The organism is Pseudomonas sp. SJZ078 (genome assembly GCF_007828255.1).
Lineage (GTDB): Bacteria > Pseudomonadota > Gammaproteobacteria > Pseudomonadales > Pseudomonadaceae > Aquipseudomonas.
Genome location: NZ_VIUG01000032.1, coordinates 50,908 through 72,722, shown reverse-complemented (window position 1 = coordinate 72,722; position 21,815 = coordinate 50,908). Strand labels below are relative to the sequence as shown.

Here is a 21,815-nt window from a genome sequence, read left to right as displayed (position 1 = left end):
GATTAGCCTTACCTTGGCGCTGACGCCAGGCGTAAAAGCTGCTGCGGTTGACGCCGAACGCCCGGCAACACCGATTAACGCCGTACTGCTCGTCCAGCTCATCGATCAGCGTGAATGATCTTTGGCGTCCAAAAGCAGGAGAGCACTGGCCTTTTTTAGAATTTCGATGTCCAGGTCTTTCTCCCTGAGCAGGGCTTTGAGCCTCTGAATCTCTCGCTGGTCGGCGGTAATCGCCTTGGCGCCTACCGGCGTCGAGCCCAAACGCTCTTTGCGTACCTGATCGACCCAACGACGCAAGGCGGTAGGGCCAATATCCAGACTGGCGCAGACTTCGGGAACTGACTGGCCTTCGTCCAGCACCATGCTGGCAGCCTTGAGCTTGAACTCACTCGAATAAGATTTACGCATATCCAAACACCTCAGATTTGGGCGCCATCATAGCGCCCGATTGAAGTGTCCAAAATCATTAGGCCAGTTCAGCTTGCTCGCGAAGAGGCCATCAGATTCAACATCTACGTTGGCTGCTATACTGCCTTCGCGAGCAAGCCCGCTCCCATAATGATCTCTAGTGATCAGACGCCCGAGTCAGCAAACGCTGCTTTCGAAACGGCTGGCCCCCGGCAGTTCCAGCACCAGCTCATCCCCCACATTCAATGGCCCGACGCCCGCCGGGGTGCCGGTGAGGATCACATCGCCGGCCTGCAGCGAGAAGCAGCCGGCCATGTACTGGATCATCGGTACGATGGGATTGAGCATCAGGCTGCTGTTGCCGTCCTGGCGCACTTCACCGTTGATGGTCAGGCGAACGGAAATATCGGCCAGGTCGGCAAAGGTGGCGTTTGATACGAATGGCGCAATCACCGCCGCGCCATCGAATGACTTGGCGACTTCCCATGGCAGGCCCTTGGCCTTGAGTTCGGCCTGCTTGTCCCGAAGGGTCAGGTCCAGGGCCGGAGCGAAGCCGGAAATGGCATCGAGCACTTCTTCGACGCTTGGCCGGGGCGACAGCGGCTTGCCGATCAGCACGGCGATTTCCGCTTCGTAATGCACCGAACCCCGATCGACGGGAATGCTGAAGCTGCTTTCCAGCGGAACCACGCAACTGCCGGGCTTGATGAACAGCAAGGGTTCGGTGGGTACCGGATTATCCAGTTCCTTTGCATGCTCGGCGTAGTTACGGCCAATGCACACCACTTTCCCGACCGGGAAGTGGATGCGGGTACCGTCGACATACTGGTGCTGATAGCTCATTACCGACTCCTGTTATCTGAAACTCATCAGGTGCTTTGCATCACACCGCGAAAATCTTGCCTGGGTTCATGATGCCGTTCGGGTCGAATGCGGCCTTGATGGCTTTCATGTATTCGATTTCCACTGGCGAGCGACTATAGGTCAGGTAGTCGCGCTTGGTCATGCCCACGCCGTGTTCCGCCGAAATCGAGCCGTTGTACTTCTCGACGATTTCGAAAACCCATTTGTTCACTGTCGCACATTTGGCGAAGAATTCGTCCTTGCCCAGGTTGTCCGGCTTGAGGATATTGAGGTGCAGGTTGCCGTCGCCGATGTGGCCGTACCAGACGACTTCGAAGTCCGGGTAGTGTTTGCCGACAATCGCGTCTATCTCCTTGAGGAATTCCGGGACTTTCGAAACGGTCACCGAAATGTCGTTCTTGTACGGCGTCCAGTGGGAGATGGTTTCGGAGATGTATTCACGCAGTTTCCACAGATTCTGCAGCTGGGTTTCGCTCTGGCTCATCACGCCATCCAACACCCAGCCTTGCTCCACACAGTGTTCGAAGGTTTCCAGGGCGTGATTGGCAACCTCTTCGGTAGTGGCTTCGAACTCCAGCAATGCGTAGAACGGGCAGTCGGTTTCGAACGGCGCCGGTACGTCGCCACGGCCCATGATCCTGGCCAGGGCCTTGTCGGAAAAAAACTCGAAGGCCGTCAGGTCGAGCTTGCCCTGAAAGGCGTGGAGCACTGGCATGATCGAGTCGAAGTCTGGCGTGCCGAGCACCATCGCCGTAAGGTTTTTCGGTGCGCGATCCAGGCGCATGGTGGCCTCGACCACGAAACCGAGGGTGCCTTCGGCGCCGATGAACAGCTGCCGCAAGTCATAGCCTGTAGCGTTCTTGATCAGGTCTTTGTTCAGTTCCAGCAGGTCGCCCTTGCCGGTGACGACCTTCATCCCGGCCACCCAGTTACGGGTCATGCCATAGCGAATCACCTTGATCCCGCCGGCATTGGTGCCGATATTGCCGCCAATCTGGCTGGAACCGGCAGAAGCGAAGTCCACCGGGTAATACAGCCCATGCTCTTGAGCCTTGTTCTGCAGTTGCTCGGTGATCACGCCCGGCTGGCAGACGGCGGTGCGGTCGGTGAGGTTCACCTCGAGAATCTGGTTCATGTAGTCGAATGACACGACCACTTCGCCGTTGGCCGCCACGGCTGCGGCGGAAAGCCCGGTACGCCCGCCCGATGGCACCAGGGCAACCCTGTGTGCATTGGCCCAGCGTACGATGGCCTGCACCTGTTCGATGGTCTTGGGAAAAACGATGGCACTCGGCGCCGGGGCGAAGTGCCGGGTCCAATCCTTGCCATAGGCTTGCAGAGAGTCGGCATCGGTCAGGACCTTGCCAGACTCGACCAGGGACTTGAGTTCTTCTATCAGGGCAGGATTGGTCATCGGCAAAACTCTCGAACAATTCATGGTCACCCTGAGAACGCTTCATGTCGCAGAATGAGTGTTTGCAGGTCGCATATGCTAGCATACCGCCCCCGCAGGACAGTGCCGAAGGTCGTTCTGCGGCGACGGCCATCACGCCGATCGGGCCAGCATGCGCTGTCCGATTCCCTGCCATTTTTTCCGGGACACAGGTTTACGCAGATGAGCAAGACTTCACTCGATAAGAGCAAGATCAGGTTCCTTCTCCTCGAAGGCGTCCACCAATCGGCTGTCGACGTCCTCAAGTCGGCGGGCTATACCAGTATCGAGTACATCACCAGTTCTCTGCCGGAAGCCCAGCTCAAGGAAAAGATCGCCGATGCTCATTTCATCGGCATTCGCTCCCGCACTCAATTGACCGAAGAGATCTTCGACCACGCCAAGAAACTGGTGGCGGTCGGCTGCTTCTGCATCGGCACCAACCAGGTTGACCTCGACGCGGCTCGCGAGCGTGGTATCGCGGTGTTCAACGCACCGTATTCCAATACCCGTTCCGTTGCCGAACTGGTGCTGGCCGAAGCGATCCTGCTGCTGCGCGGCATTCCCGAGAAAAACGCTTCCTGCCACCGTGGCGGCTGGATCAAGAGCGCGGCCAACTCCTTCGAAATCCGCGGCAAGAAACTGGGTATCGTCGGCTATGGCTCGATCGGCACCCAGTTGTCGGTCCTGGCCGAAGGCCTGGGCATGCAAGTGTTCTTCTACGACACCGTGACCAAATTGCCACTGGGCAATGCCACCCAGGTCAACGACTTGCATGAGTTGCTGGGCATGTCCGATATCGTGACCCTGCACGTGCCGGAAACCGCAGCCACCCAGTGGATGATCGGCGAGAAGGAAATCCGCGCCATCAAGAAGGGCGGGATCCTGATCAACGCCGCCCGCGGTACGGTGGTCAAGCTCGACGCCCTGGCCGACGCGATCAAGGACAAGCACCTGATCGGCGCTGCCATCGACGTGTTCCCGGTGGAGCCGCGCTCCAACGACGATATCTTCGAAAGCCCGCTGCGTGGCCTGGACAACGTGATCCTGACCCCGCACATCGGCGGTTCCACGGCTGAAGCCCAGGCCAACATCGGCCTGGAAGTGGCGGAAAAGCTGGTCAAGTACAGTGACAACGGTACCTCGGTATCGTCCGTGAACTTCCCGGAAGTGGCCCTGCCGGCGCACCCTGGCAAGCACCGCCTGCTGCACATCCACGAAAACATCCCGGGTGTGATGAGCGAGATCAACAAGGTCTTCGCGGAAAACGGCATCAACATTTCCGGTCAATTCCTGCAGACCAACGACAAAGTCGGCTACGTCGTGATCGACGTCGACGCCGAGTACTCGGACCTGGCGCAAGAGAAGCTGCAGCACATCAAAGGCACCATCCGGTCCCGCGTGTTGTTCTAAAGGAAGCAGGGCTGATGTCTGGCTTGCAGTAAAAAAGCGGGAGCCTGCAAAGGCTCCCGTTTTTTTGCCTGAAACGTAATAGCGGCTGTGCGAAAGGTTTTGTGGGAGCGAGCCTGCTCGCGATAGCGGTGGGGCAGTCAGCATGGATGTAGACTGGAATACCGCTATCGCGAGCAGGCTCGCTCCCACAGGGGGCCTTTTGTTCAGAAGTTATTTCACGTTCACCGTGATCTTCTTGGATACGATGGGGGGATCGAACGGCATATGCCCGGAGTCGCCCAGTTCTAACTGCAAAGTATGTTTGCCCGGTGCCAATTTGATGGTGGCCTCGGTCTGGGCCTTGCCGAAGTGCATGTGGTTGGCGTCGTTTGGAATGGGTGTGTCTTTGGCAGGCAACTCGTCGACATCGATCAGCAGATGATGATGCCCGGTATTTTTGGTCACATCTCCCGCCGGGGCCAGGGCAATGTTCTTGACGGCGAACTTGACCGTGAACTCCTGAGGGACCGTGTCGCCATTTTTCAAGGAAACGAAAGAAACTTCAGCGCCTTTGGGGGCAGGGGTGGCCGCTGCCGCCAGCATCGAAGTGCCCAGCAACAGGCCTGTCAAAACTGCACGTGACATAAAGCTTTTCATTTTTCTCTCCAGTTTTTCCATGAAATCCTATTGGTCGTGACAACTTCATGACCAATCGTTGTCGAAGCCTGCAACAACCATAGCAAAGCGAGCCTGAAACGAGCGTCGCTTGTACCCATACAAAGGAGTGACCATGCGTTTCCTGCCTGGCCTGATCTGCCTGCTACCCCTTCTGAGCCCCCTGGCCCATGCCGAGCTGATCGACGACATCAACGACCGTGGCGAACTGCGCATCGCCCTCGAAGCCAATGCCGCTCCCTTCAACTTCAAGGAAGACGGCAAACTCACCGGTTTCGAAGTGGAACTGGGCCAGATGCTGGCCAATGAACTCGATGTGCGCGCCGACTTTGTGGTTACCGATGCCGCGGATCTGCTGAGCGGCGTGGAAAGCGGCAAGTACGACGTCGCCATCAACCACATAGCAATGACCCCGGAACTGGCGGAACGTTTCGATACCAGCGCCGCTTACAGCCGTCCGGATGCGCAACTGCTGGCGAGCAAGGACGAAACACCCCGTCCACTCGTGATGGCGCAGTCTTTCCAGCCGGAAGAAAAGAGCGGCCCGGCGCCGAGCCTGGTGATTCCGTTCCAGAAGGGCAACCCGGCGTTCAAAGCCAGCGTGGACAACGCCCTGGCGCGTATCAAGGATGATGGGAGGTTGGAGCAGCTGACGCAGAAGTGGTTGGGTAAGCAGCAATGACGGGTTATTAAAGAGTCAGGCGGGGTCTTTGTGGCGAGGGATATCTCCCCTCGCCACAGGGGGGTATATGTCCTCAAGTCTTGCGCCAGACACTCGCCAACCAGGGCTGCTGCTCCCGAGGCAGCCCCGTTGGCCGGTAGTAGTGCTCCAGCTCGACAAAGCCGGCTGCGATGAGCAGCGTGCGCCAGGCCTCGAGGTCGTGGTAGGCGCCGAAGCGCTGGCCGTTCCAGCCTTCCTGGTTCTCGCCCCGTGGGTTGGAGCTGAACAGCACGCCGCCGGGTTTGAGGGTGGCATGCAGCTGCTTGAGCACCCTGGGCAATTCCTGGACGGGAACATGGAACAGCACGGCGTTGGCGAAGATCCCATCGAAACGTTCGCTTGGCAGGTCCAGTTGCAGGAAATCCTGCTGCCAGACTTCGCAGCCGCTGTCCTGGCGTGCCATTCGGGCGAATTCCTGTGAGCCGTCGAGACCCACCGCAACGTGCCCCATGCAGGTGAATGTCTGCAGATCCCGCCCCGGGCCGCAGCCGAAATCGAGGATGTGGAGCGGTGCCTGGCCATGGATATGCCGCAACAGCGCGTCGATGTTCTGGCTGACGTCGTGATCGCGAGTGCCTTCGCGAAAGCTCTCGGCGACTGAGTTGTAATGGCCCAGGGTCGTGGTGGTAATAGCGTGGAGGTCGTCGGGGGAGTGTTTCATGGCGAGGCTTGAGTGAGGAGCGAAAGCTGACTATACCCCATCGTCGCGCCCATCGACTCAACGCCTGTTCAACCCTCGCGCCAAGCGGTCACCGCCCACCTGAATCAGCGCCACCAGTGCCACCAGCAAGACGATCACGGTGAACATGATCTGGCTGTCGAAGCGTTGGTAACCATAACGATACGCGATGTCCCCCAGGCCGCCGGCACCAATGGCTCCGGCCATGGCCGAGGAATTGATCATGGTCACCAGCGTGATGGTAAAACCGCCAACGATACCCGGCAGGGCTTCTGGCAACAGCACGTGCCAGACGATATGCCAGCGTCGGCAGCCCATGGCCTGAGCGGCTTCGATCAAGCCGTGGTCGACCTCCCGCAGGCTGACTTCGGCGATGCGGGCGAAGAACGGCGTGGCGGCGATGGTCAAGGGCACCACGGCGGCCCACACGCCGTAGGTCGTGCCGACGATCAGCCGCGTGAACGGGATCAGCGCCACCATCAGGATCAGGAACGGTATCGAGCGGAACAGATTCACGAACGCGCCCAGGGCGCGGTTCAGCGTGGGCGCTTCGTAGATCCCGCCCTTGCCGCTGGTGACCAGAATCACCGCCAGCGCGATGCCGGTAGGTAACGCGATCAGCGACGACACGCCCACCATCAGCAGCGTGTCGATAAACCCCTGCAGCAACCGATCAAACCACATAGCCCAGCACCTCCACCTGTTGTGCCCAATTGCCGGCGCGTTGCCGCAGTTCCTCGACGCCCCAGGACGAGCCGCTGACTGCCAGCAGCAACTGTCCCAGCCCGTGCCCCTGAATTCGTTCGATGCCCCCATGGAGCAGCCGCACTCGCCCGCCAAGGGCACTGAATAGCGCTGCGAGATCCGCTTCCTCCCGTCCTGTGCCGGTGAACTGCAGGCGCAATACGGCGGCGGCATCCGCCGATGGCGGCTGCGCCTGCAAGCGGCTTTGCAGCTCCTGCGGCAAGGCCTGTTGCAACGGCGCCAGCAACGTCCGGCTGACTTCGTGCCGAGGGTTGCCGAACACCTCCCAGACCGGCCCCTGCTCGACGATCCGCCCTTGTTCGAGCACTACCACGCGGTCGCAGACTTCACGGATCACCGCCATTTCATGGGTGATCAGCACGATGGTCAGGCCCAGCCGCTGATTGATCTGGCGCAGCAGGCCGAGAATCGACTGGGTGGTTTCCGGGTCGAGCGCCGAGGTGGCCTCGTCACATAGCAAGATCTGTGGATCGTGCACCAATGCCCGGGCGATGCCGACGCGCTGCTTCTGGCCGCCCGAGAGCTGTGCCGGGTAAGCCTTGTGCTTGTCTTGCAGGCCGACCAGTTCCAGCAGTTCGCGAACCTTGCGCTGACGCTGTTCCTTCGGTACGCCGGCGACCTTCAGCGGCAGCTCGACGTTTTGCCACACGGTCTTGGCCGACATCAGGTTGAAATGTTGGAAGATCATGCCGATGCGTCGGCGCAGTTCCACCAGGCGATCTTCATCGAACCCGCCGATGTCGACCTGATCGATCAGTACCCGTCCGTGGGTGGGTTGTTCCAGGCGGTTGATGGTGCGGATCAACGATGATTTGCCGGCTCCGCTGCGGCCGATGATGCCGAACACTTCGCCGTGCTGGATCGCCAGGTCGATGCCTTGCAGCGCCGCCACCCGGGCGCCGCTGTAGGTCTTGCTCACGCCGATGAAGCGAACGTGGGCGCGGTTGAGCTCCGGATGCAGCTCGGTATGCTCGGCGCTGAGGGGCCGGGGTGTTTCCAGGCAGGGACGAGCATTGGCGACGCTCATGGTCAGCCCTCCCAACCGGCCTGGTAAAGCTTGCCGTGAGCCTTGTCCAGGGCTGCCCGCACCACAGGAGAATGCTGGTAGATGTCGACGAACCTGATCAGCCGCGGGTCGTTCCGGTTCTTGGGCTGGATCACGAACTGGATGACATATTCCTTGTGGTCGAGGCCGTCGAACAGCAACGCGGTGGTGGCGTCGAAGGTGTTCGCCAGGCGAATGTAGGCGGGGTATCCCTGCACCAGATCGGCGTCTTCATAGGCACGCACCAGTTGCACGGCTTCGACCTGCAGGATCCGCAGCTTCTTCGGGTTGGCGATGATATCGTCCTCGGTGGCCTTGTAACCCACCCCAGGCTTGAGGGTGATCAACCCGGCCTTGGCCAGCAGTTGCAAGCCGCGACCGCTGTTGATCGGATCGTTGGCGATGGCGACGCTCGCGCCTTCGGGCAGTGCGTCGAAGCTTTTGTATTTCTTCGAGTAGAGACCGACGTTGTTGATGATCCCCGGTGCAAACGGCACCAGGTCGAACCCGGCGGTGGCCCTGGCATTTTCCAGGAATGGGATGTGCTGGAAATAGTTCACGTCGATATCGCCGGAGGCGAGGCTGACGTTCGGTGCGATCCAGTCACTGAACTCCACCAGCTCGACCTTAAGGCCTTGCTTGTCTGCCTCGGCCACTGCGGCTTCCAGGGGAATGGCGAAGGCGGCGGTGGTGCCGATTTTCAGCGGTGCGTCGGCGGCAAACAGTGTCGAGCTGAACAGGCCGAGGAGCAGGGCCAGTGCTTTGACTGGCAAAGAAAGGGAGCGCTTGGTCATGAGGTTTTTCCAGTCATTAATGGTCGGTTGCAGTTTTTGTGGCGAGGGGGGGGTCAATGTCGGTAGGTGAAACCGGTGTGTTGCTCCGGTAAATGAGCCCCGGCATGAAACAGCTTTTCCCTGAGGGTGCCGCGGTCATATTCAGTCTTGTACGACCCGCGTCGCTGCAGCTCAGGAATCACCAGGTCGATGAAGTCCACATAGCTTTGTGGTGTGACGATGCGGGTCAGGTTGAAACCGTCGAGACCGGTTTCGGCAATCCACGACTCCAACTCGTCGGCCACCTGTTCGGCCGAGCCGACCAGCGTGATGTAGCGGCCGCCCAGGGCGTGTTGTTCCAGTAGCCTGCGCCGGGTCCAGTCGTTGTTTTGCAGGATCCGGGTGGCGGACTGGATGGCATTGTTCTTCACGTACTGGATCGGCTCGTCTAGGGCGTATTCGGAAAAATCGATGCCCGTCGACGCCGAGAAATGTGCGACCCCGGCCTCGGCGCTGGCGTAGCTCAGGTACTCGGCGTGCCTGGCCCAGGCAGCTGCTTCGCTTTCGCCGACGATCACGTTCAGGCCCATGAACACCTTGATGTCCTCAGGCTTGCGTCCGCTCTGGATGGCGCTGGCGCGAACCTTGTCCACCTGGCTTCTGGTCGCCGTCTTGTTCTGGCCGCTGATGAATACGCATTCGGCGTGGCGTCCGGCGAAAAGCAATCCGCGCTCCGAACTGCCGGCCTGGAACAGCACCGGTGTGCGCTGGGGGGACGGCTCACAGAGGTGATAGCCTTCGACCTGATAGAACTCGCCCCGGTGTCGGACCTTATGGACTTTTTCCGGTTGGGCGTAGATCCGCTGCTCGCGGTCGTTGAGCACAGCATCGTCTTCCCAGCTGCCTTCCCACAGCTGGTAGAGCACTTGCAGGTATTCGTCGGCCTGGTCGTAGCGGCGGTCATGCTCGACCTGCGCAGTCAGGCCCATCGCCTTGGCGGCGCTTTCCAGGTAGCCGGTGACGATGTTCCAGCCGACTCGGCCACGGCTCAGATGGTCGAGGGTACTCATGCGCCGGGCGAACAGGTACGGCGGTTCGTAGGTCAGGTTGGCGGTGAGGCCGAAGCCCAGGTTCTTCGTGGCGGCGGCCATCGCGCTGACCAGCAGCAACGGGTCGTTGACCGGCAACTGAATCGACTCTTTCAGCGTGACGTCTACCGATTGCCGGTACACGTCGTAGACCCCGACGATATCGGCGATGAACAACCCGTCGAACAGCCCGCGTTCCAGCAGCTGTGCCAACCCGGTCCAGTACTCGAGGGTGTTGTACTGGGTAGAAGTGTCCTGGGGGTGTGTCCACAGTCCGTGATTGATGTGCCCGATGCAGTTCATGTTGAACGCGTTGAGCAGGATCTTTTTCTTGCCGGGCGCCATCAGATGGTCCCCCGCAGCGGCGGCTTTTCGTCATTGAGATAGAAGTTGCCCACCGCGTGGTATTTCCAGCGCACCGGGTCATGCAGCGTATGTACCCGGGCATTACGCCAATGGCGGTCCAGACCATGCTCGGCCAGGGTCGCCTGGCTGCCGGCCAGCTCGAACAGCGTGCTGCCGGTGGCCAGGGAAATCTCGGTACTGATGGCGCGGGCTTCGGCCACGGCAATCGACGCGGCGGCGACCGTTTCGGCGTTGGTGTCGGCCTGGGCCCGGTCGAGAAATTCTCCGGCCCTTTCCAGCAGCGCTTCGGCGGCATGCAGGCGGCTGCTCAGTTGGCCGAAAATCTTGAGCGTGTGTGGATCGTCGGTGGCGACGTCGCTGGTGGCATCGATCCATGGTCGGGTTTTGCTGCGGACAAACTGCAGGGCATCTTCATAGGCGGCTCGGGCGATGCCGGTGTCGATGGCGGCATGAAGAATCTGCGCCAGTGGCCCCACCGGCGTCGGCCGCTCGAAGGCGCTCTGGAATGGCACGACGTCTGCGGCGCCGACATACACGTCTTCGAACACCACCGAACCGCTGCCGGTGGTGCGCTGACCGAAACCGCTCCAGTCATCGATGATCGTCAGGCCCTGGCTGCTGCGCGGCACGAATGCCAACTGTTGCACGCCGTTTTCATCCACCACGGCAGTGGGGATGCGCTGGGCGTAGAGCGCACCGGTGGCGTAGAACTTGCGACCGTTGATGCGATAGCCGTCGCCATCGCGGCGCAGTCGAGTGGTGCGGTGGTGGGCGGTTTGGGTTCCCAGTTCCGCCAGGGCGTTGCCGAACCGCTGGCCGGTCAGCACCTCGGCGTACAGGCGCCGTTTCTGCGCCTCACTGGCGTTGACCCGCAGCACTTCCACGGCATAGAAGTGATTTTGCGGGATCTGTCCGAGGGAGCCGTCGGCCTGGGTGATCAACGCGATGACTTTGGCCAGGGTGATGTTGGAAACCCCGGCGCCGCCATAGGCCTTGGGCACGCTGATGCCCCACAAGCCGGAGCGTGAGAATGCCTCCAGCTCCGGATGCGGCAGGCGACGTTCGCGGTCGCGCAGGGCGCTGTCACGCTTGAAGTCATCGGCCAGGTCGCTGGCCACGATCAGGGCTTGTTCGTCGCTGGTGATCACCGCGACGTGTTGGGAAAGCGTCATGTGCTGCTCCAGAAGTCGGGTGGTCAGATCCAGGAATGCCGGGCCGGCAAGGTGCCGTTCAGGTGGTAGGCCCCCACTGCGTGATACTTCCAGCGCACCGGGTCGTGCAGGGTATGGACGCGTGCATTGCGCCAATGACGGTCGAGGTTGAATTCAGCGAGGGTGGCCCGGCTGCCGGCCAGTTCAAACAGCTTTTCGCTGGCCAGCAGGGCAATTTCGGTGCTCAACACCTTGGCTTCGGCCACGGCTATCGAGGCCCGGGCGGCGGACTGCGCGGTAATGGGTGCGGTATTGACCTGGTCCAGCACCTGGCCGGCCTTGCGTAACAGCGCCTCGGTGGCGTGGAGGTCGATTTTCAGTCGGCCGATGTCGGCGATGACGTACGGGTCGTCGCTGGCCCGCTCGACCTTGGCCTCGATCCAGGGCCGGGAGCGTTCGCGGATGAAGGCAATGGCGTCGTCGATTGCGCCACGGGCAATGCCCGCATCGATGGCGGCCTGGATCAATTGCGAGATCGCGCCTTGCACGTTTGGCGTCTCGTTGATGCGCCAGTTGTCCAACACCAGCCCGGTGTCGACGCGCACGTTGTTCAGCAACACGGTGCCGCTGGCGGTGGTGCGCTGACCGAACCCCGACCAGTCGTCGACAATGCGCAGGCCCGGTGTGCCGCGTCGCACGAAGGCCAGCACTTGCCGGCCCTCGTCATCCAGGGCCTTGACCGCCACCCAGTGGGCGAACAGTGCGCCGGTGGAATAGAACTTCTGGCCGTTGATGACAAAGCCGCGGCTGTCGGCGCTGATCCGCGCCTTGAGTTCCAGGGTGTTGCGGGTACCCCGTTCCGGCCCGGCGTTGCCGATGCGCCAGCCTTCGAGCACGCTGTTCAGGAGGATTTCTTTCTGCCGTTCGGTACCCATGCCGAGAATCAGCTGGATTACACCAAACTGGTTCTGCGGAATTTGTCCGAGGGCCGGGTCGGCAGCGGAAATGATCGAGAAGACTTCGGCGAGGGTGACGAACGAGACTTGCGGCCCGCCGTATTCTCGAGGGACAGCGATACTGCCGAGCCCGCTGCGGGTGAATTGCTCGATCTCAGACCAAGGCAGCTTGCGCTGTTGATCCCTTCGTGCGGCCTGTTGCCGGGCAACCTGTGCCAACTCCCGCGCGGCCTGGATTGCCTCGGCATCGTTGCGCAGCACCTGGGCGGGCAGCAACGGGGGGGAGATGTCCAGATCGCTCTGGACCTTTGCTTGCGCCAGACCAGACATCACCGCCGCTCCATGGCTGTTGGCAGAGCCTGGGGGGGCTGCGCCCGGGTGATTGTGTTCCGTACCATACCCACCTCACATCTCAAGAAAATCAGGAATGTCCGGTGGTCCGGTGTATATACCCTAAACGGATGGAAATTCTTTTTGAACTAACGTTTAGGAATATGTATAGAGGTCTTTCGCCACAGAAAACTTCCTCACCCGGAACCTGTTGTATCAAGGCTTTTTACGCCGCGGTTCGGCGGCCATGAGCGCTTCTTTCGGCGGAGTTTTCAAATAGGACCTGGCACACCCTATCGTCAGCGTCCGGGGCGGCGCCCAATGGGAGCTGTTGCCCACACGATCAAGGATGCAGTAGCTCACCTCCAGGCGCAGGTCTTCTCCTGCCTCCAGAATGATCTCCGGGGGGACCCAGACATTGATCGGCTGGCCCACTTCGCTGGATTTGATCCGGGGCAGGTCCATGCGCACATCGCCCCAGCGCAAGGTGATTGCATCGTCGACGGCCATGTTCAGGTAGGGCTCGATAGTCAGCGGGACGCCGCGTTTGATCTGGCTCGGGTTCACCCCTTGGCGACGGATGGCGTCCGGAATACGCACCGGTGCCAGCCCCTGGTTCTCATCGCCACTCAGGGCCGCCGGTTGGCCGCCGGGGCAGTCGAGCTTGACCTGCACCCGATGCGTTGCCGACAGCGCCGGCCCGCGCCCGACCCGCATCACACGATAATGGATACGCGAGGTCCCGTTGACGATGAAGCTCTCCGGTACACGCAAGGTGACACTGGCATGTGTGTCGGCCTCGGTCAGCAGGCGCGAGCCGACGTAGCAGTTGTCCCAGAACAGTTCGATCAAGTCGCCGGCGTCCATGCCGGGGTAAGGTGCGATGAGCACTTCCAGGCGGGCGGCACCGGTGATGTTGATACCGCTACGGCAGGTGTTGGCCAGGGCGGGGGCGGCGAGTTCCGGAATAGTTGACGTACCTGTCATGGTGATCTCCTTGATGCTGAAAAACGAAGTCCGTTTCGGAAAGAGCAAAGGCGCTGATATACACGACTATTTTATTGTGCAGTCTTGAATGCTGTTTCTATGGTTATCGCTGCGTACAACTAAAATAGTGTGCTGCGCCTGTTGGTCTAAATACGGGGTCGATAGTTTCAGTGTCAATAGAGGTGGTTGCTTATCGGTGGACTGTGCAGCTCTTCAGAAATGTCCTACGCGATGAAGTTAAAAATATACAGAGCGAATCGCCTTTTGCCTCGGCTTGAAGGTGTGGCCGAAGGGTTGTGGAGCAAGAGCGGGGCAGAGAGCTTGGCGCGAAGGAAAGTGCTGCGAGAGGTATGTATATATCGCACTTCAATTCATTGAAGGTTTTAAGCGGGGTTCAAATTGCTGGCTTGTATTCAAGTCGACAGCCCCTTCCGTCCCTGGAAGTAAGTCTTTATCGATAAGTTACTGTGCACCGTGACCGGCCGAGAGAAACTTGCTGAGAAACTGCCGGGTGCGTTCTTCCCTGGGCGCTGCGAACATTGCCTTGGCTTCACCTTGTTCGACGATCACGCCCTTGTCGAAGAACACCACGCGGTTCGCCACGTCACGGGCAAAGCTCATTTCATGGGTCACGATGACCATGGTGCGTTTTTCTTCGGCCAGGCCGCGAATGGTCGCCAGGACTTCTCCGACCAGTTCTGGGTCCAGCGCCGAGGTCGGTTCGTCGAACAGGATCACCTGCGGCTCCATCGCCAAAGCCCGGGCAATCGCCACCCGTTGTTGCTGACCGCCGGAGAGGCGTCGTGGATAGGCGTCCTCCTTGCCAGCCAGGCCGACCTTGGCCAACAGCTTGCGGCCCAGGGTTTCGGCGTCGGCACGTGGGGTCTTCTTCACCACCAGCGGGCCTTCGATGACATTTTCCAGGGCCGTGCGATGGGGAAACAGATTGAAATTCTGGAACACAAAACCCACTTGCTGGCGCAGACGACGCACCAGGCCCTGTTGCTGGTTCAGCGGGCGGCTGCCATCGATTTCGATGTCACCAACCTTGATCCGGCCGCTGCTGGGTTCTTCGAGGAAGTTCAGGCAGCGCAGGAACGTGGTCTTGCCCGAGCCGCTGGGGCCGATGATTGCAACGACTTCACCTTCTTCGATCTTCAGGTCGATGCCATTAAGCACCACCTGACCCTTGAACTGCTTTGTCAGTTTTTCCACGACAATCATGGATCAGGACTCCTGGTCATGCCGATTGACCCGGGCTTCCAGGACGTTCTGCAGGTGCGAGAGCACGCTTGCCAGAACCCAGTAGATCAGCGCGGCGGCAAGGTACATGGTGAAGATTTCGAAGGTTCGCGCGGTGATCAGCTGCGCCTGGCGGAACAGCTCCGGCACCTGGATGGTCGCCGCCAGCGCGGTGTCCTTGACCAGGGAAATGAAGCTGTTGCCCAACGGTGGCAGGGCTGTGCGTGCGGCTTGCGGCAGGATGGCCCGGCGCAGGGTCTGGGCGCGGGTCATGCCGATACTCGCCGCCGCTTCCCACTGGCCACGCTCGATGGAGCTGATGGCGGCCCGCAGGATTTCACACGCATAAGCCGCCATGTTCAGCGAGAAGCCGATCAGCGCCGCCGGCAGCGGGTCTAGCTCGACCCCCAGTTGCGGCAGCCCGTAATAGATCACGAACAACTGCACCAGCAACGGCGTGCCGCGAAAGAACGACACGTAGATGCGGGCGACCCAGCTCACCAGTTTGAAGCGCGACAGGCGCATCAGCGCCAGGCCGAACCCCAGCAGCAAGCCGAAGAACATGCCGCCCAGGCTGAGGATCACCGTGTAGTACGCGCCCTTGAGCAGAAAGGGCGCGGAGTCCAGCGCGAGTTGGAAAGCCTCTTCCATTATTGAGTGACGTCAGCGCTGAAGTATTTTTGCGAAAGCTCTTTCAGCTTGCCGTTGGCGCGCAGCTTGTCGATCGCCTTGTTTACCGCGTCCAGCAGTTCAGGTTCGTCTTTGCGCAGGGCAATCCCGGCTTCCTGGCGAGAGAACGCTTCGCCGGCGGCGGCAGTGTCCTTGGCTTTCTTGGCGTATTCCAAGGCGGCGAGACGGTCGATCAGGATGGCGTCGATACGGCCGACACGCAGGTCCTGGAACTTGGTCGGATCATCTTCGTAGGTGCGCACGTCAGCACCCGGTACGTTGGCCTTGACCCACTGCTCGTAGTTGGTGCCCAGACCCACGCCGACTTTCTTGCCCGCAAGGTCAGCGGCGGTCTTGATGCTGTCTTTGTTCTTGGTCAGGGTCAGTGCCTGGATCCCGGAAACGGTATACGGCTTGGAGAAGTTGTACTTCTTCTTGCGCTCTTCGGAAATGGTCACCTGGTTGATCACCGCGTCCAGACGCTTGGACTCCAGCGCCGCGAGAATGCCGTCCCATTTGGTTGGCTGCAGCTGGACCTTCACCCCCAGCTCCTCGGCCAGGGCTTCGGAAAACTCCACTTCGAAACCGGCCAGCTTGCCGTCGGCATCGACGAAGCTGAACGGTGGATAAGTGCCTTCCAGGCCGACGTTGATCACGCCCGCATCCTTGATTTTTTGCAGTTGCTCACCGGCAACTGCTTGCCCCAGCAGGCCCGCGCTCAATGCCAGGCCCAGCGAACCGATCAACAGGTTGCGACGTAATGCGGAAAAATTCATGACAAGCCCCTGTGTTTTCTTATGCAACATTATTTGGATGAAGAAGGCGTAGCCGCGATTCGAAAAGATTGCCACATCCTGCCTCAAAGCAGCTTGGGCGTCTCGCGGCAAATGCGCCTTCGGCGAAACTATAAGGTGGGTTTTATAGATTGGAAAATAATATTAAATCTTACAAATATTCCAATATGGAATGAGTTTCCGATGTGGAGCGGGCTTGCATGAACGCTAGAACGCGGCGTTGTAGGCAAACAACGCCGGGGCCCCGCCGGTGTGCAGGAAGATGATCGGCCCCTCGTCGAAGCGGTCGCGGCCGATGCCATCGAGCAAGCCCGCCATGGCCTTGCCGGTGTAGACCGGATCCAGCAACAGGCCTTCGAGACTGGCCAGTAGCTTGACCGCTGCCAGCGTACCGGCGTTCGGCTCGCCGTAGCGTGGGGCGAAATACTCATCCCACAGGTTCACCTTGAAGGCCTGCGGAAGCGCCACTTCAAGCAGATGGGCGACGCGTTCGGCAAGCCCCTGGACCTTAGGGAACTGATCTTCCTCGCTGCGCGAAACCGTTACGCCAACCACTGGAAGTTGCGGCAGGGTTTCACTCAAGGCCAGAGCCAGGCCGCTGTGAGTGCCGGCACTGCCCGAGGCCAGCACCACGGCGGCGAAATCCAGGCCGGTGTCTTTGATCTGCTCGGCCAGCTCCAGGCCGGCGCGCACGTACCCCAATGCACCCAAGGCGTTTGAGCCACCAATCGGCACCAGGTACGGCTTCTTGCCGTTGTTGCGCAATCGGGCAGCCAGGGCCTGCAGTTGCTCGTCGGCGTTATCCAGGTTTTTCACCCGTTCGACCTTGGCGTCGAACAGCTCCAGCAATAATCGGTTGCCATTGCCCAGGTAATTGGCGTCCTCGGTGCCGATGGGATTTTCCAGCAGCGCCACGCAACCCAGGCCCAGCCTGGCTGCCAGTGCAGCGGTCTGGCGCACATGGTTGGACTGGATCGCACCGGCGGTAATCAGGGTGTCGGCTCCCTGGGCCAAGGCGTCGGCGGCGAGATATTCGAGCTTGCGCAATTTGTTGCCGCCCAGGGCCAGGGGCGTCAGGTCGTCGCGCTTGATGTAAAGGTCGCGGCCGAGCCAGGTGGAGAGGCGTTCGAGTTTTTCCAGCGGTGTCGGATGGCCGAGCAGGTCGAGGCGGTTAAAGCGGGACAGCTGTTGTTTGATCATGAGTCCGTACTGGTTGTAGGCAATGCCTGGACTATAGGCAGGGTGGGTATGGGTGGGCAACTGGCAATCGTTTAGCGGGGAGTAAGACGATTGGATTGCCGAGCAACGCTGGACCTATGGGAGCGGGTGTGGTCTGCAGCTACTGAACGAATATTCCCCAGGAAACGTCATACCCTTCCATAGGTGTAGGAAACGTGCCGTCGGGCCCGGTGATTAGTCCTTAGCTGCCTATTCATGTTTAAATTGAACGGTCATTCAAGTTAAACCATTGGTTTGCTGCCCGCTCACAACTGGAGGCTTGCCTTTGCCGAGTCCGTTATCGACTTTCACGTTTTTGCACGTCGGAGTGCTTCGTTCATGAGTGCTTCGTCCCTTCCACCCAGCGGCCTGGTCCGCATGAATCCGCCGGTGTTTTACTTCGCGGCGACCTTTATCCTGTTGTTCGGCCTGGTGGTGATTGCCATGCCCGAGCAAGCCGGCGCCTGGTTGCTGGCGGCCCAGAACTGGGCGGCCAATACGGTCGGCTGGTATTACCTGCTGGCGATGGCCCTGTATCTGGTCTTCGTGGTGGTCACCGCCTTATCCGGCTACGGCAAGATCAAGCTCGGTGCCGACCACGACGAGCCTGAATTCAGTTACCTGTCCTGGGCCGGCATGTTGTTCGCCGCCGGGATCAGCATCACCTTGTTCTTCTTCTGCGTCTCCGAGCCGCTGACGCATCTGGCGCAGCCACCCCAGGGTGAGCCCGGAACCGCCGATGCGGCGCGCCAGGCCATGCAGATACTGTTCCTGCATTGGGGCCTGCACGGCTGGGGCGTGTTCGCGTTTGTCGGCATGGCCCTGGCTTACTTTGCCTATCGGCATAATCTGCCGCTGGCCCTGCGTTCTGCGTTGTATCCGCTGATCGGCAAACGTATCAATGGCCCCATCGGCTATGCCGTCGACGGCTTCGGCATCATCGCGACCGTGTTCGGCCTCGGCGCCGATATGGGGTTTGGGGTCCTGCACCTCAATTCCGGTCTCGATTACCTGCTGGGCATCCCTCATACCCAATGGATTCAGGTGGGCCTGATCGCGCTGATGATGGGAGCGGCGATCATCGTGGCGGTGGCGGGCGTCGATAAAGGCGTGCGGGTCATGTCCGACATCAACATGCTGCTGGCCTGCGCGCTGTTGCTGTTCGTGCTGTTCGCCGGGCCCACCCAGCATTTGCTCAACACCCTGATCCAGAACGTGGGCGATTACCTCGGCGCCCTGCCGATGAAAAGCTTCGACCTGTATGCCTACGACAAACCCAGCGACTGGCTGGGGGGCTGGACGGTGTTCTATTGGGCCTGGTGGATCGCCTGGTCGCCGTTCGTGGGGCTGTTCATCGCGCGGATTTCCCGTGGTCGGACCATCCGTGAGTTCGTGTTCGGCGTGTTGCTGATTCCCCTGGGTTTCACCCTCGCCTGGATGTCGATCTTCGGTAACAGCGCCATCGACCAGGTGCTCAACCACGGCATGAGCGCCCTGGGCATGTCAGCCCTGGACAATCCGTCGATGAGTCTTTACCTGCTGCTGGAAACCTATCCATGGAGCAAGACGGTCATCGCGGTCACGGTGTTCATCAGCTTCGTGTTCTTTGTCACCTCGGCCGACTCCGGCACCGTGGTGCTTTCAACGCTCTCGGCCAAGGGCGGCAACCCCGATGAGGACGGGCCGAAATGGCTGCGGGTGTTCTGGGGGGCGATGACCGCCCTGGTGACCAGCGCGCTGTTGTTCTCCGGCAGCATCGATGCGTTGAAGTCGGCGGTTGTACTGACTTCGTTGCCATTCTCGCTGATCCTGTTGTTGATGATGTGGGGCCTGCACAAGGCGTTTCACCTCGAGTCCCAGAAACAGATCGCGCAACTGCATTCCCTGGCGCCGGTGTCGGGTTCGCGGCGAGGCAAAGGCGGCTGGCGCCAGCGCTTGAGCCAGGCGGTGCATTTCCCGTCCCGGGACGAGGTCTATCGCTTCCTCGACACCACGGTGCGTCCGGCGGTTGAGGACGTGAAGGCAGTGTTCGCCGAGAAGGGGCTGACGGTGATGACCCAGCCCGACCCGGCCAACGACAGCGTCAGCCTGGAAATCGGCCATGGCGAGCAGCACCCGTTCATTTACCAGGTGCAGATGCGCGGCTACTTCACGCCATCCTTCGCCCGAGGCGGCATGGGCTCCAAGCAGATCAACAACCGTCGTTACTACCGCGCCGAGGTGCATTTGAGCGAAGGCAGCCAGGACTACGACCTGGTGGGCTATACCAGGGAGCAGGTCATCAACGACATCCTCGATCAGTACGAGCGGCACATGCAGTTCCTGCACCTGGTGCGCTGACCGGGGGCGTCTCAGACAAGCCCGCCGTTGGCCCGCAGGATCTGGCCATTCACCCAGCCGGCGGCCGGGCTCACCAGGAAGGAGAGGACGCTGGCGATGTCTTCCGGCTGGCCGAGGCGCTCCAGGGGCGGCATCTTGGCGTACTGCTGGATCTGCTCTTCGCTTTTGCCATGCATGAACAGTTCGGTCGCCACCGGGCCGGGCGCGATGGCATTGACCGTGATCTGACGGCCGCGCAGCTCCTTGGCGAACACCTGGGTCAGCGATTCCACCGCCGCCTTGCTGGCGATGTACACCGAATAGCCGGGCAGGTTCAGGCCAACGGTACTGCTGGAAAAGTTCACGATGCGGCCGCCATCGTTCAGGCGGGTCGCGGCTTCGCGCAAGGTGTTGAACGTACCCCGGGTGTTGATCGCGAAGGTCTGGTCGAACAATTCGTCGCTGTGTTGCGCCAGGGGCATCACCTGCAAGATGCCGGCGTTGTTGACCAGTACATCGGCCTTGCCCAGCTGTGCTTCCGTCTCATCGAACATCCGGCGAACGTCGGTGGCGGAGGAAACGTCGGCCTTGATCGCAATGGCCCGGTGACCGGCCTGGCGCAACTGCACCACCAGTTTCGACGCTTCGGTAGCACTGTTGGCATAGTTGATGGCGACAGCGAAGCCGTCGTGGGCCAATTGCTTGGCAATTTCAGCACCGATGCCGCGGGAGGCTCCGGTGACGATGGCTACTTTGGCGGTTTGAGTCGACATGGCTGTTTCCTTCGTTGAGTGGGATGAGGCCAGATTCACATGTTTACGTAGAGCGATAAATGCACGAGAGTTGCCTTGACTGTTCAATAATCACCAACAATCAGAGCGCGCCGTTCCATGGATCAAATCAAGGCGATGAAGGTGTTCGTACGTATCTACGAGCGCAGCAGTTTTACCCTGGCCGCCGATGACCTGAACCTGCCCCGCGCCACGCTGACTCATACCCTCAATCAGTTCGAAGCCTGGCTGGGTGTACGTCTGTTGGAGCGCAGCACCCGCAAGGTGCGGCCGACGCTGGACGGCGAGGCCTATTACCCGCGTTGTGTGCAATTGCTGGCAGAGCTTGAAGAGGCCGAGTTGGCGTTTCGCAGCGTGGCGCCCAAGGGGCGGCTGCGGGTGGACTTGCACGGGACCCTGGCCCGGCATTTCGTGATTCCGGCCCTGCCGCAATTCATGGCCCGTTACCCCGATATCGAGTTGTCCATCAGCGAGGCCGATCGTTTCGTCGACCTGATCGGCGAAGGGATCGATTGCGTGCTGCGGGCCGGCACGCTGGGTGATTCATCATTGATTGGCCGGCGTGTCGCCACCCTGCGCCAGATCACGTGCGCCAGCCCCGCCTATTTACGCCAGTACGGCGAACCGAAGAACCTCGACGACCTGAGCCGGCACCGGGCGGTGAACTACGTGTCGCGAACCACCGCCAGACAATATCCGTTCGAGTTCATGGTTGAAGGCGAACTCAAGGAAGTGGCTATCGAGGGTGCGCTCTCTGTGTTCGGCGCCGAAATCTACGCCGCCTCGGCCATCGCCGGCCTGGGCCTGATCCAATGCCCGCACTATCGGATGGAAACGCAGATCCGGCAGGGCCTGGTCCAGGAAATCCTCATCGACACCCCTCCGCCGCCCATGCCGATCTCGGTGCTCTATCCACACAACCGTCACCTGTCGCCGCGGGTGCGGGTGTTTGTGGATTGGGTGGCGGAAGTGTTTGCCGGGGCACGTTAGCGCTTATTTCAGGCTGAACATCGCTGCGCCGTCCGTGGGAGCGAGCCTGCTCGCGATGAGGTCTTGTCTGCCGACGTATCATCGCCTGTTCCGCCGCCATCGCGAGCAGGCTCGCTCCCACATTGGATCTCGCTGCGATCCTCTGGTGAAGATGAGTTTG

21 protein-coding genes are annotated in these 21,815 nt (G+C 60.5%); 4 read left to right on the top strand and 17 right to left on the bottom strand.

The genetic code is table 11. The features are described from left to right. Window positions 1-105 precede the first annotated feature (105 nt). The 3 genes from FBY02_RS23110 to FBY02_RS23100 all read right to left on the bottom strand — a co-directional run bounded on the left by FBY02_RS23110 (window position 106) and on the right by FBY02_RS23100 (window position 2,686). Complete coding sequence (locus tag FBY02_RS23110) at window positions 106-408, bottom strand: transposase (RefSeq protein WP_256667454.1); 303 nt, start codon at window positions 406-408, stop codon at window positions 106-108. A 177-nt stretch (window positions 409-585) separates the two neighbouring features. Continuing rightward, window positions 586-1,251, bottom strand: a complete 666-nt coding sequence (locus tag FBY02_RS23105) for a fumarylacetoacetate hydrolase family protein (RefSeq protein ID WP_144930420.1) — start codon at window positions 1,249-1,251, stop codon at window positions 586-588. A gap of 40 nt (window positions 1,252-1,291) precedes the next feature. Then, entirely contained in the window at window positions 1,292-2,686 is a 1,395-nt protein-coding gene (locus FBY02_RS23100; protein WP_144930419.1) for an FAD-binding oxidoreductase, read from the bottom strand. A gap of 201 nt (window positions 2,687-2,887) precedes the next feature. Between FBY02_RS23100 and serA the strand changes: the two genes are divergently transcribed. Beyond that, window positions 2,888-4,117 (top strand): phosphoglycerate dehydrogenase, encoded by a 1,230-nt coding sequence (gene serA, locus FBY02_RS23090; protein ID WP_041020979.1) that lies wholly within the window; start codon window positions 2,888-2,890, stop codon window positions 4,115-4,117. A gap of 210 nt (window positions 4,118-4,327) precedes the next feature. Here the strand turns inward: serA and FBY02_RS23085 are convergent, their stop codons facing one another. After that, window positions 4,328-4,753 (bottom strand): DUF4399 domain-containing protein, encoded by a 426-nt coding sequence (locus tag FBY02_RS23085; RefSeq protein WP_144930422.1) that lies wholly within the window; start codon window positions 4,751-4,753, stop codon window positions 4,328-4,330. 133 nt (window positions 4,754-4,886) lie between these two features. Here FBY02_RS23085 and FBY02_RS23080 point away from each other — a divergent pair, with 133 nt between their 5' ends. Beyond that, entirely contained in the window at window positions 4,887-5,453 is a 567-nt protein-coding gene (locus tag FBY02_RS23080; RefSeq protein WP_144930418.1) for a transporter substrate-binding domain-containing protein, read from the top strand. Between the two features lie 73 nt (window positions 5,454-5,526). Here the strand turns inward: FBY02_RS23080 and FBY02_RS23075 are convergent, their stop codons facing one another. The 12 genes from FBY02_RS23075 to FBY02_RS23020 form a co-directional block, all read right to left on the bottom strand. Then, complete coding sequence (locus FBY02_RS23075; RefSeq protein WP_144930417.1) at window positions 5,527-6,153, bottom strand: bifunctional 2-polyprenyl-6-hydroxyphenol methylase/3-demethylubiquinol 3-O-methyltransferase UbiG; 627 nt, start codon at window positions 6,151-6,153, stop codon at window positions 5,527-5,529. 57 nt (window positions 6,154-6,210) lie between these two features. Next, a complete protein-coding gene (locus FBY02_RS23070) occupies window positions 6,211-6,855 on the bottom strand; it encodes a methionine ABC transporter permease (protein ID WP_144930416.1) in 645 nt (214 codons plus the stop codon). Beyond that, complete coding sequence (locus FBY02_RS23065; RefSeq protein WP_144930415.1) at window positions 6,845-7,963, bottom strand: methionine ABC transporter ATP-binding protein; 1,119 nt, start codon at window positions 7,961-7,963, stop codon at window positions 6,845-6,847. Before FBY02_RS23065 ends, FBY02_RS23070 begins: the two co-directional genes overlap by 11 nt. Window positions 7,964-7,965: 2 nt before the next feature. Then, window positions 7,966-8,775, bottom strand: a complete 810-nt coding sequence (locus tag FBY02_RS23060) for a MetQ/NlpA family ABC transporter substrate-binding protein (protein WP_144930414.1) — start codon at window positions 8,773-8,775, stop codon at window positions 7,966-7,968. Between the two features lie 53 nt (window positions 8,776-8,828). After that, on the bottom strand, window positions 8,829-10,187 hold the full coding sequence (locus FBY02_RS23055) for an LLM class flavin-dependent oxidoreductase (RefSeq protein ID WP_144930413.1): 1,359 nt from the start codon (window positions 10,185-10,187) through the stop codon (window positions 8,829-8,831). Continuing rightward, window positions 10,187-11,380, bottom strand: coding sequence for an SfnB family sulfur acquisition oxidoreductase (locus FBY02_RS23050; RefSeq protein WP_144930412.1), 1,194 nt, complete (start codon window positions 11,378-11,380; stop codon window positions 10,187-10,189). The genes FBY02_RS23055 and FBY02_RS23050 overlap by 1 nt, the downstream gene beginning before the upstream one ends. A 23-nt stretch (window positions 11,381-11,403) precedes the next feature. Beyond that, window positions 11,404-12,645 (bottom strand): SfnB family sulfur acquisition oxidoreductase, encoded by a 1,242-nt coding sequence (locus tag FBY02_RS23045; RefSeq protein WP_144930411.1) that lies wholly within the window; start codon window positions 12,643-12,645, stop codon window positions 11,404-11,406. 216 nt (window positions 12,646-12,861) lie between these two features. After that, entirely contained in the window at window positions 12,862-13,632 is a 771-nt protein-coding gene (locus tag FBY02_RS23040) for a hypothetical protein (RefSeq protein WP_144930410.1), read from the bottom strand. 462 nt (window positions 13,633-14,094) lie between these two features. After that, window positions 14,095-14,856 (bottom strand): L-cystine ABC transporter ATP-binding protein TcyN, encoded by a 762-nt coding sequence (tcyN, locus tag FBY02_RS23035; RefSeq protein WP_144930409.1) that lies wholly within the window; start codon window positions 14,854-14,856, stop codon window positions 14,095-14,097. A gap of 3 nt (window positions 14,857-14,859) precedes the next feature. Then, a complete protein-coding gene (tcyL, locus tag FBY02_RS23030; protein WP_144930408.1) occupies window positions 14,860-15,525 on the bottom strand; it encodes a cystine ABC transporter permease in 666 nt (221 codons plus the stop codon). Further along, complete coding sequence (tcyJ, locus tag FBY02_RS23025) at window positions 15,525-16,319, bottom strand: cystine ABC transporter substrate-binding protein (RefSeq protein WP_144930407.1); 795 nt, start codon at window positions 16,317-16,319, stop codon at window positions 15,525-15,527. The genes tcyL and tcyJ overlap by 1 nt, the downstream gene beginning before the upstream one ends. A gap of 225 nt (window positions 16,320-16,544) precedes the next feature. Then, on the bottom strand, window positions 16,545-17,537 hold the full coding sequence (locus FBY02_RS23020) for a D-cysteine desulfhydrase (protein ID WP_144930406.1): 993 nt from the start codon (window positions 17,535-17,537) through the stop codon (window positions 16,545-16,547). Between the two features lie 396 nt (window positions 17,538-17,933). Here FBY02_RS23020 and betT point away from each other — a divergent pair, with 396 nt between their 5' ends. Beyond that, a complete protein-coding gene (gene betT, locus FBY02_RS23015; protein ID WP_178115383.1) occupies window positions 17,934-19,895 on the top strand; it encodes a choline transporter BetT in 1,962 nt (653 codons plus the stop codon). Between the two features lie 11 nt (window positions 19,896-19,906). On the opposite strand, the gene FBY02_RS23010 is transcribed toward betT, so the two are convergent. Further along, the gene (locus FBY02_RS23010) at window positions 19,907-20,647 is read right to left on the bottom strand and encodes an SDR family oxidoreductase (RefSeq protein ID WP_144930404.1); all 741 of its coding nucleotides are present in this window, start codon (window positions 20,645-20,647) and stop codon (window positions 19,907-19,909) included. 117 nt (window positions 20,648-20,764) lie between these two features. On the opposite strand from FBY02_RS23010, the gene FBY02_RS23005 reads away from it, so the two are divergent. After that, on the top strand, window positions 20,765-21,655 hold the full coding sequence (locus FBY02_RS23005; protein WP_144930403.1) for a LysR family transcriptional regulator: 891 nt from the start codon (window positions 20,765-20,767) through the stop codon (window positions 21,653-21,655). The last annotated feature ends 160 nt before the right edge of the window (window positions 21,656-21,815 follow it).

Coding starts and splice junctions, on each gene's coding strand:
- FBY02_RS23065 (WP_144930415.1), bottom strand. CDS start 7,963: ATGAGCGTCGCCAATGCTCGTCCCTGCCTGGAAACACCCCGGCCCCTC.
- tcyJ (WP_144930407.1), bottom strand. CDS start 16,319: ATGAATTTTTCCGCATTACGTCGCAACCTGTTGATCGGTTCGCTGGGC.
- FBY02_RS23060 (WP_144930414.1), bottom strand. CDS start 8,775: ATGACCAAGCGCTCCCTTTCTTTGCCAGTCAAAGCACTGGCCCTGCTC.
- FBY02_RS23005 (WP_144930403.1), top strand. CDS start 20,765: ATGGATCAAATCAAGGCGATGAAGGTGTTCGTACGTATCTACGAGCGC.
- FBY02_RS23050 (WP_144930412.1), bottom strand. CDS start 11,380: ATGACGCTTTCCCAACACGTCGCGGTGATCACCAGCGACGAACAAGCC.
- FBY02_RS23105 (WP_144930420.1), bottom strand. CDS start 1,251: ATGAGCTATCAGCACCAGTATGTCGACGGTACCCGCATCCACTTCCCG.
- FBY02_RS23010 (WP_144930404.1), bottom strand. CDS start 20,647: ATGTCGACTCAAACCGCCAAAGTAGCCATCGTCACCGGAGCCTCCCGC.
- tcyL (WP_144930408.1), bottom strand. CDS start 15,525: ATGGAAGAGGCTTTCCAACTCGCGCTGGACTCCGCGCCCTTTCTGCTC.
- FBY02_RS23020 (WP_144930406.1), bottom strand. CDS start 17,537: ATGATCAAACAACAGCTGTCCCGCTTTAACCGCCTCGACCTGCTCGGC.
- betT (WP_178115383.1), top strand. CDS start 17,934: ATGAATCCGCCGGTGTTTTACTTCGCGGCGACCTTTATCCTGTTGTTC.
- tcyN (WP_144930409.1), bottom strand. CDS start 14,856: ATGATTGTCGTGGAAAAACTGACAAAGCAGTTCAAGGGTCAGGTGGTG.
- FBY02_RS23075 (WP_144930417.1), bottom strand. CDS start 6,153: ATGAAACACTCCCCCGACGACCTCCACGCTATTACCACCACGACCCTG.
- FBY02_RS23040 (WP_144930410.1), bottom strand. CDS start 13,632: ATGACAGGTACGTCAACTATTCCGGAACTCGCCGCCCCCGCCCTGGCC.
- FBY02_RS23085 (WP_144930422.1), bottom strand. CDS start 4,753: ATGAAAAGCTTTATGTCACGTGCAGTTTTGACAGGCCTGTTGCTGGGC.
- FBY02_RS23080 (WP_144930418.1), top strand. CDS start 4,887: ATGCGTTTCCTGCCTGGCCTGATCTGCCTGCTACCCCTTCTGAGCCCC.
- FBY02_RS23070 (WP_144930416.1), bottom strand. CDS start 6,855: ATGTGGTTTGATCGGTTGCTGCAGGGGTTTATCGACACGCTGCTGATG.
- FBY02_RS23045 (WP_144930411.1), bottom strand. CDS start 12,645: ATGTCTGGTCTGGCGCAAGCAAAGGTCCAGAGCGATCTGGACATCTCC.
- FBY02_RS23055 (WP_144930413.1), bottom strand. CDS start 10,187: ATGGCGCCCGGCAAGAAAAAGATCCTGCTCAACGCGTTCAACATGAAC.
- FBY02_RS23100 (WP_144930419.1), bottom strand. CDS start 2,686: ATGACCAATCCTGCCCTGATAGAAGAACTCAAGTCCCTGGTCGAGTCT.
- serA (WP_041020979.1), top strand. CDS start 2,888: ATGAGCAAGACTTCACTCGATAAGAGCAAGATCAGGTTCCTTCTCCTC.
- FBY02_RS23110 (WP_256667454.1), bottom strand. CDS start 408: ATGCGTAAATCTTATTCGAGTGAGTTCAAGCTCAAGGCTGCCAGCATG.